Source organism: Clostridium sp. AM22-11AC (genome assembly GCF_003473545.1).
GTDB lineage: Bacteria > Bacillota > Clostridia > Lachnospirales > Lachnospiraceae > Enterocloster.
This window is the reverse complement of the sequence record NZ_QUCM01000021.1, coordinates 53,688-61,679: the sequence shown is the minus strand read 5'-3', so window position 1 is coordinate 61,679 and position 7,992 is coordinate 53,688. Positions and strand designations below refer to the sequence as shown.

The window sequence follows — 7,992 nt, the reverse complement described above, 5'->3', positions numbered from 1 at the left end:
TATTGAATTTTCAAGGTTCAACACACCACATCGGTGTGGGAAGTTTTAGTTATTTATTAGATTTACGGTTGATAAACTCTGTTTTTGTCTTAGAATAAACAAATTTCTGGCTGGCATACAGGCCATAATAGCCGGATAAAGCAAAAGCTACTGCAATGGCAATGGAGAAATATTCCATTCCCTCATAACCAAACAGCTCCAAAGCGATCACCAGAGAAGAAATCGGGCAGTTGGTCACTCCCGCAAATAAGGCAGCCATAGAGCAGGCAGCACATAAAGAAGGGGCAAAACCGGTGATCTGTCCAAAAGCACAGCCAAAAGCTGCACCTACACATAAAGTAGGAACGATCTCACCGCCCTTAAAGCCTGCACCAAGGGCAATCGCTGTAAACAGCATTTTTAAGAAGAAAGCCTCATAACCGATCTCCCCTTCCATACTGCGCTCAATAAGAGGCATACTGCTTCCGCAGTAGTCCCTAGTACCGATCAGCAGGGTAAGAAGGATAAAAATAGCACTGGCTGCCAGGATACGCACATAGGGATTTGGAAATATTTTCCTGTAAGTGTGCTCTGCACCATGGAGCATCAGGCAGAATACAATGCTGACACCTGCGCAGAGGGCACTTAAAAAAATGATCCAACCAACACTGGAAACGCTGATAGCCGGAATAGAAAGCACGGTAAAATGCTCTCCTGCAATGCCTAAATATCTGGCGATCCCCACTCCGATAAAAGAAGAAAAAATACAGGGAACCAGGGCTGCATAATACAGTACACCGATACTGATTACTTCCAGCGGGAAGATAGCTGCTGCTACCGGTGTTCCAAAAAGTGCAGAGAACACAGCGCTCATACCGCACATAATGGCGATCTTTTTATCTTTTTCGTCTAAATGGATGGCATTTCCAAACAGGTTTCCAAGGCTTCCGCCTAACTGGAGGGCAGCTCCCTCGCGGCCGGAAGAACCGCCTGCAATGTGGGTCAGCACCGTAGAGACAAAGATCAGCGGTCCTGTAGCCAGTGTTACTTTTTCCGTGGAAGAAATGGCATCAATGACCATGTTGGTGCCTCTGTTGCCCTCTTCATGAAAGGTATGGTAAAGCCATACAATGAGAATACCGGAAACAGGAAGGAAAAATAACATATTTGAGTGGTTCATGCGAAAAGAAGTGGCAAAACTGACACCCATAGAAAAGAGGCTGCCGATCAGTCCGCCTGTACCGCCGATCAGCAGTGCGATCAGGCTCCATTTTATAAAATAACGCAGATTATTGGCAAGGGAAGCCCTTGTTTCATCAGCTGAATGATTCATTTGTATGTATCCCCCTAATTATTCTTACATGCCATCTGATCATGGCATCACTATAAATGACATAAGCGTGCCTGACTTCTTTTTCGTCCATCAGACACGCTTTTTATGCACACGAAGGCTTACATTTCGCTGTAAGTACCTTTAAATTTTACAAGTTTTGGACGATAGCCTGCGTCTGTAAGAGCAGAAACGATCTGGTTCTTGTGGTCGGTACCAAATGCCTCCATAGTGATACGCAGCTCAACAGCAGCATTACGGTTGATGCTGATAAACTGGTTGTGTTCCAGCTTGATGATATTGCCGTGTTCTTTTGCAAGAAGCTCTGCTACCTTTGCAAGTTCACCTGGTTTGTCAGGAAGGAGAACAGATACAGTGAAGACTCTGTCTCTCTGGATCAGGCCGTGCTGAACGATAGAGGACATGGTGATCACATCCATATTTCCGCCGCTTAAGATAGAAACGATCTTCTTCTTTTCAACATTTAAGTGCTTTAAGGCAGCTACTGTAAGAAGGCCTGAGTTTTCAACGATCATCTTGTGGTTCTCTACCATATCCAGGAAAGCAACGATCAGTTCGCTGTCTTCAATAGTGATGATGTCATCTACATTCTGCTGGATGTATGGGAACAGCTTTTCGCCAGGACGCTTTACAGCAGTACCGTCTGCAATGGTATTTACCTGAGGAAGAGTTAATACATGTCCCTCTTTTAAAGACTCCTGCATGCAGTTAGCGCCAGCAGGCTCTACACCGATGACTTTGATCTTTGGATTTAACAGTTTTGCCAGAGTGGAAACACCGGTACAAAGACCGCCGCCGCCGATTGGAACTAAAATATAATCTACCGTAGGAAGTTCCTTGATGATCTCCATAGCAATAGAGCCCTGTCCGGTAGCTACTGCCAGGTCATCAAATGGATGTACGAAAGTATAGCCATGTTCATCTGCCAGCTTGTATGCATATGCACAGGCTTCATCAAATACATCACCAGCCAGAACAACTTCTGCTCCGTATCCCTTGGTGCGGTTTACCTTGATCAGAGGAGTTGTAGTAGGCATAACAACGGTTGCCTTAACACCAGACAGCTTTGCTGCATAGGCAACGCCCTGTGCATGGTTTCCTGCAGAAGCAGTGATCAGGCCCTTTGCTTTTTCTTCTTCAGTCAGAGTGCTGATCTTGTAATAAGCACCTCTTACCTTGTAAGCGCCGGTATACTGCATGTTCTCCGGCTTGAAATATACCTTATTTCCGGTCTGTGCGGAAAAATATTCGCTGTAGATCAGCTTTGTCTCCAGAGTGACCTCTTTTACGATCTCAGAGGCCTCTTCAAATTTCTCTAATGTGAGTTCTTCCATGGTAGTCTTTCTCCTAAAATTGATTATCATGTATAACTATAACACTTTATCTCATTAAATTCAAGTTACAGTTCAGCCATGATATTTAAGATTGTACATGAAACAGGGCGTTGACGAAATCATTTGCGTCAAATTTCTGCAGGTCATCGATCTTTTCACCGATACCGATATATTTTACAGGAATTCCCAGTTCAGACTGGATGGCAACTGCAATACCGCCCTTTGCAGTACCGTCAAGCTTGGTAAGGATGATACCTGTAATATCAGCTACTTCCATAAACTGTTTTGCCTGCGCCAGCGCATTCTGTCCTGTTGTTCCGTCTAAAACAACTAAAGTCTCCCGGTATGCATCCGGATATTCCTTATCAATGATGCGGTTGATCTTCTTTAACTCCTCCATCAGGTTCTTCTTGTTGTGAAGACGGCCTGCTGTATCACAGATCAGTACATCCGCCTTTCTGGATTTGGCTGCTGCTACAGCATCATAGATCACAGCTGCCGGGTCAGAACCTTCCTGCTGTGCGATAATATCAACTCCTGCTCTGGCAGACCATTCTGTCAGCTGCTCAATTGCTGCTGCACGGAAGGTATCTGCTGCTGCTAAAATCACTTTCTTGCCCTGGTCCTTTAACTGGCCTGCCAGTTTTCCTACAGAAGTAGTCTTTCCAACGCCATTGACACCGATCACCAGGACAACGGACTTTCTGTTTTCAAATTCGTAAGCATTTTCACCCAGATCCATCTGTTCTTTGATGCTACCTATCAGGATCTCCTTGCACTGCTCCGGATCCTTGATATGCTGCTCTTTTACTTTATTTCGCAGATCTTCTACAATCGCCATGGTCGTCTGGATACCCAAATCGCCCATGATCAGGGTTTCTTCGATCTCTTCATAGAAATCGTCATCAATAGCGGAAAAACCGCTGAAAATAGAGTCAATTCCAGATACAATATTGTTTCGGGTTTTTGTAAGCCCTTCTACCAGTCGGCCAAAAAAGCCTTTCTTTCCTTCTGCCATAAGGCCCCTCCTTTATATTTGCCTATTTTGTCAGGCTGTCTTCTATAAGATTAACAGAAACAAGGGTGGATACGCCCTTCTCCTGCATGGTAATTCCGTAAAGCCGGTCAGCAGCCATCATGGTGCCGCGGCGGTGGGTGATCACAATAAACTGGGTATTTTTCGTCAGTTTGTGAAGATAATTTGCAAAGCGGTCTACGTTGGAGTCATCTAATGCCGCCTCGATCTCATCTAAAAGACAGAACGGGGACGGTTTCAAATTCTGGATGGCAAACAACAGGGAAATAGCAGTCAGTGCTTTTTCACCACCGGAAAGCTGCATCATGTTCTGAAGCTTCTTGCCCGGAGGCTGGGCGATGATCTGAATTCCTGCTTCCAGGAGATCTTCCCCTTCCATTAATTCCAGGGCGCCCCGGCCGCCACCGAAAAGTTCTTTAAATACTTTGTCAAATTCTGCACGTATCTCCCGGAATTTTTCTTCAAACTGACGGCGCATGCCAATATCCAGCTCTTCAATAATCTTTTCCAGTTCTGCCTGTGCGTTTACCAGATCCTCATGCTGGGCCCTCATAAACTCATAGCGTTCTGACACTTCCCTGTAATCTTCAATAGCATTTACATTGATATTTCCAAGAGATTTGATCTGCTCTTTTAAAGCATCGATCTGTCTGCGGATCTCCGGAAGGGAGGATAATTCCTCTTTTTTCAGTTCTTTTGCCTGATTTAAGGTCATTTCATACTCAGACCACATATAGGCAGCCAGACTTTCCAAATGTTCTTCCAGCTTTTCCGCCTGGCTCTGTACACGGAACAGGTCCTTATCCAGGTCAGAAAGACGCTTTGAAATATCTTCCCTTGTCTGGAACAGATTTTTCTGCTGTTTAGAGACTTCTTCTTTTTCCAGGGCAGTTTTCTGGATCTCTTCCTCTAGCTGATGGTCATCTTCTTTGCTGCTTTCAATTTCCTTCTGGATCGCTATAATAGCAGCTTCTTTTTCTTCAATGGCCTTTCTGGAGTCATTTTTACCTGCTTCCAGAGAAGCATCTTCGTCTTTTAATTTCCTGATCTCACCGATCACACGGTTTTCATTTTCACTGATAAATGAAAGCTGCTGTTCCAAAGCTGAAGACTCTAATTGTATTTTTGAAAGTTCCAGAGAACAGTTTTCCCGCAGTAACTTTTCCTGGTTCAACAACAATGATTTTTCGTCGATCTGCTTCTGGGAATTTGTATTTCTCTCTTCCAGTCTGCCTTCTTCTGCCTTTAAAGAAGCACGGCCTTCTGTAATCTCACGGACCTGCTCTTCCAGAAGCGCATGTTCACGGACCAGATCTGCAGAGGAGTCTGCAATCTCGTTTTTCTTGTCCTCTAAAGTAGAGATATTGATACGGATGGTATTTTCACTTAAAGCCAGTTTCTGGATCTCATTTCTTAACTGTTCAGAAATTTCCTTCTTTTCAGCAGCCGTTGCTTCCTGAAGGCTTAATTCCTGCTGAATGGAGTCTGTCTGTTTTAAATAGCCGTTGCAGGCAGTTTCCAGTTCTTCGATCTCACGGCGTCTGCCTAAAAGATTACTGGTATTTTTAAAAGCACCACCTGTCATGGAACCGCCGGCATTTAAAAGTTCTCCCTCTAAGGTAACAATACGCAGGCTGTAGTGATACTTTCTTGCAATGGCAATGGCATGATCAATGGTATCCGCCACTACCACCCGGCCTAAAAGATACCGGATCAGACCCTCATACTCTTTGTCTGCCTGGACTAAACTGCTTGCAAGCCCCAGTACCCCCGGTTCCTTTAAAGCCTCCGGCTTTGGGAACGGAGACTGGTTCTTTCCCACACTGGTAAGAGGCAGAAAAGTAGCACGGCCGTATTTATTCTTTTTTAAATGTTCAATCAGCCGTTTGGCAGTTTCTTCAGAGTCAGTAACAATATTCTGGATACTGCCGCCTAAGGCTGTTTCAATAGCTGTTTCGTACTTTTTCTCTGTGCTGATAATATCAGCCACAACACCGCGGATCCCATGGATCCGGTCTCTTACTTCCATTACCCGCCGGATACTGTTTCCATAGCCATCATAGCGCTCTGCCAGGTTTCGCAAAGACTCTAATTTTGTATGGGCCATGTGGTATTCCTGCTGGGTGTTATTTAAGTTTTTATTTAAACGCTGAACCTCTTTTAAGGCGGCGTTCATTCCCTCTTCTGCTTCTTCTGCTGAAAACTGGGCCTTTTCTAACTGTTCCTGTACCTGGTCTAAAGCAGCCTTTTCCTGAAGGATCTTTTCATCCTGTACAGATTCATCACTTTTAAAGCGGAGAAGTTTCTGGGAGACTTCGCTGCGGCGCAGATTTACCTGCTCTAACATAGTCTCATAATGCTGCTGTCTTGCAGTCAGATCCGCCTTGTCATTCAACGCCTGGATGATCTCACTTTTCGCCTGTTCGATCTCATTTTCCAACTGATAGATCTGGTCATCTTTTTCCTGAAGCTGTGTTTTGGCAGCTTCCAACCGTTCTCCTGCGTCTTTTACCTGTATCTGGGCATCTTCACGTTCTTTTACATAGGAAGCCAGCTGTTTTCCATAATTTTCCAGATCCTGGGAGATCACATTTTTACGGCTTTTATAATGTTCTTCATTGGCCTCTTCTGTATGGATCTGTTCCCTTAAGACATTGATCTGGCCTTCTCTGGAACTTTTTTCCATAGCTGCTTCGCTTAAAGCCGCCCGGTTCTTTGTAAGGACTTCATCTAAAGCTGTCAGTTTTTCTTCCAGGGTATCATATTCTTTTCTCAGATCATCTGCCTTTTTCTGGGTCTCTTCCACATCCCCGGCAAGAAGACGTCTGCGGTTTTCTACCTCTTTTAACTGGGAATGGGTATTTTCTGTATCCAGAAGAAACTGATTGGCGTCACATACCTTTAATTCTTCTTTTAACTGAAGATATTCCCTGGCAGTTTTTGACTGACGTTCCAAAGGTCCTACCTGTTTTTCCAGTTCTGATAAAATATCGCTGACACGGACCAGATTTGCCTGTTCATCCTCTAATTTCTTCTGGGCAATGGATTTACGCCGTTTGTATTTAACAATACCGGCCGCTTCGTCAAACAGCTCTCGTCTGTCCTCCGGCTTTCCGCTTAAGATCTTGTCGATCTGGCCCTGTCCGATAATGGAATAACCTTCCTTACCGATACCTGTATCATAAAAAAGCTCATTAATATCCTTTAAACGGCAGGTGCTGCCATTGATCATATATTCACTTTCACCAGAGCGGTACAGACGTCTGGAAACTGTAACCTGATCATAATCAATAGCCAGCTGGTGATCGGAATTGTCCAGTGTAATGGCAACATAGGCAAAGCCCTGAGGCTTTCTAAGCTCTGTACCGGAAAAGATAACGTCCTGCATACTGGCGCCTCGCAGCTGCTTAATACGCTGTTCACCAAGCACCCAGCGGACTGCATCGGCAACATTGCTCTTTCCACTTCCGTTTGGGCCTACGATACCGGTAATACCATTATGAAATTCAAAAAGCAGTTTGTTGGCAAAGGACTTAAATCCCTGGATCTCAATGCTTTTTAGATACATGTTTCACCCGCCTTCAGTTTTAAGATGCCGTTGTAGGCAGCTAACTGTTCAGCAGCCTTCTTGGTACGGCCCTTTCCACGGCCGATTTCCTGATCACCTACCAGAGCGCGGACTTCAAAGGATTTGTTGTGATCCGGTCCTTCTTCTTTCAGAATCTCGTAGCTTAATTCGCCGTCCTGGCGGCTCTGTATGATCTCCTGTAAGATAGTCTTGCTATCATAAAAGAGCTGCTTGTGTTCAATATCATTTAAAATGAACCTGTGAATATACTCTTTTGCACTAGCAAAACCACCGTCCAGATAAATAGCTCCGATCACTGCTTCCATAGCATCTGATACAACAGAATTTCTGTTTCTTCCGCCGGTTGCGTCTTCGCCTTTGCCTAAAAACAGATAGCTTCCAAGGTTGATAGCTTCTGCACAGTACGCCAGGGTCGGCTCGCAGACAATGCTGGCTCTGATCTTTGTCAGATCACCTTCCGGCTTTTCTGTATATTTGTGATAGAGAAAATCACTGGTAACGATCTCAAGGACTGCATCTCCTAAAAATTCCAGACGTTCATTGCAGTGATTGTGGTCTAAACGGTGTTCATTGGCATAGGAACTGTGAGTCAGCGCCTGGGCTAATAAATGTTTATCCTGGAAATGATAGGAGATCTTCTCTTCTAGTTCTTTTAATTGCTCATTCATACGTAGTATCCTCCTTACGGATATAATAACACAAA

Annotated in this window: 5 protein-coding genes; all 5 read right to left on the bottom strand. The window is 44.6% G+C overall.

The features are described from left to right. Positions 1 to 49 precede the first annotated feature (49 nt). Positions 50 to 1,312 carry a chloride channel protein gene (locus DW251_RS14680; protein ID WP_118301590.1) on the bottom strand — a complete coding sequence of 421 codons (1,263 nt, stop codon included), beginning with the start codon at positions 1,310 to 1,312 and terminating at the stop codon, positions 50 to 52. Between the two features lie 119 nt (positions 1,313 to 1,431). Continuing rightward, positions 1,432 to 2,664, bottom strand: a complete 1,233-nt coding sequence (gene ilvA / locus DW251_RS14675) for a threonine ammonia-lyase (RefSeq protein WP_021870580.1) — start codon at positions 2,662 to 2,664, stop codon at positions 1,432 to 1,434. A gap of 85 nt (positions 2,665 to 2,749) precedes the next feature. Then, positions 2,750 to 3,682, bottom strand: coding sequence for a signal recognition particle-docking protein FtsY (gene ftsY, locus DW251_RS14670; RefSeq protein WP_021870579.1), 933 nt, complete (start codon positions 3,680 to 3,682; stop codon positions 2,750 to 2,752). Between the two features lie 22 nt (positions 3,683 to 3,704). Further along, a complete protein-coding gene (gene smc / locus DW251_RS14665; protein ID WP_118301589.1) occupies positions 3,705 to 7,268 on the bottom strand; it encodes a chromosome segregation protein SMC in 3,564 nt (1,187 codons plus the stop codon). Further along, positions 7,259 to 7,957: a ribonuclease III gene (gene rnc / locus DW251_RS14660; RefSeq protein WP_021870577.1), complete on the bottom strand. Its 699-nt coding sequence runs from the start codon at positions 7,955 to 7,957 to the stop codon at positions 7,259 to 7,261. The genes smc and rnc overlap by 10 nt, the downstream gene beginning before the upstream one ends. Positions 7,958 to 7,992 lie beyond the last annotated feature (35 nt).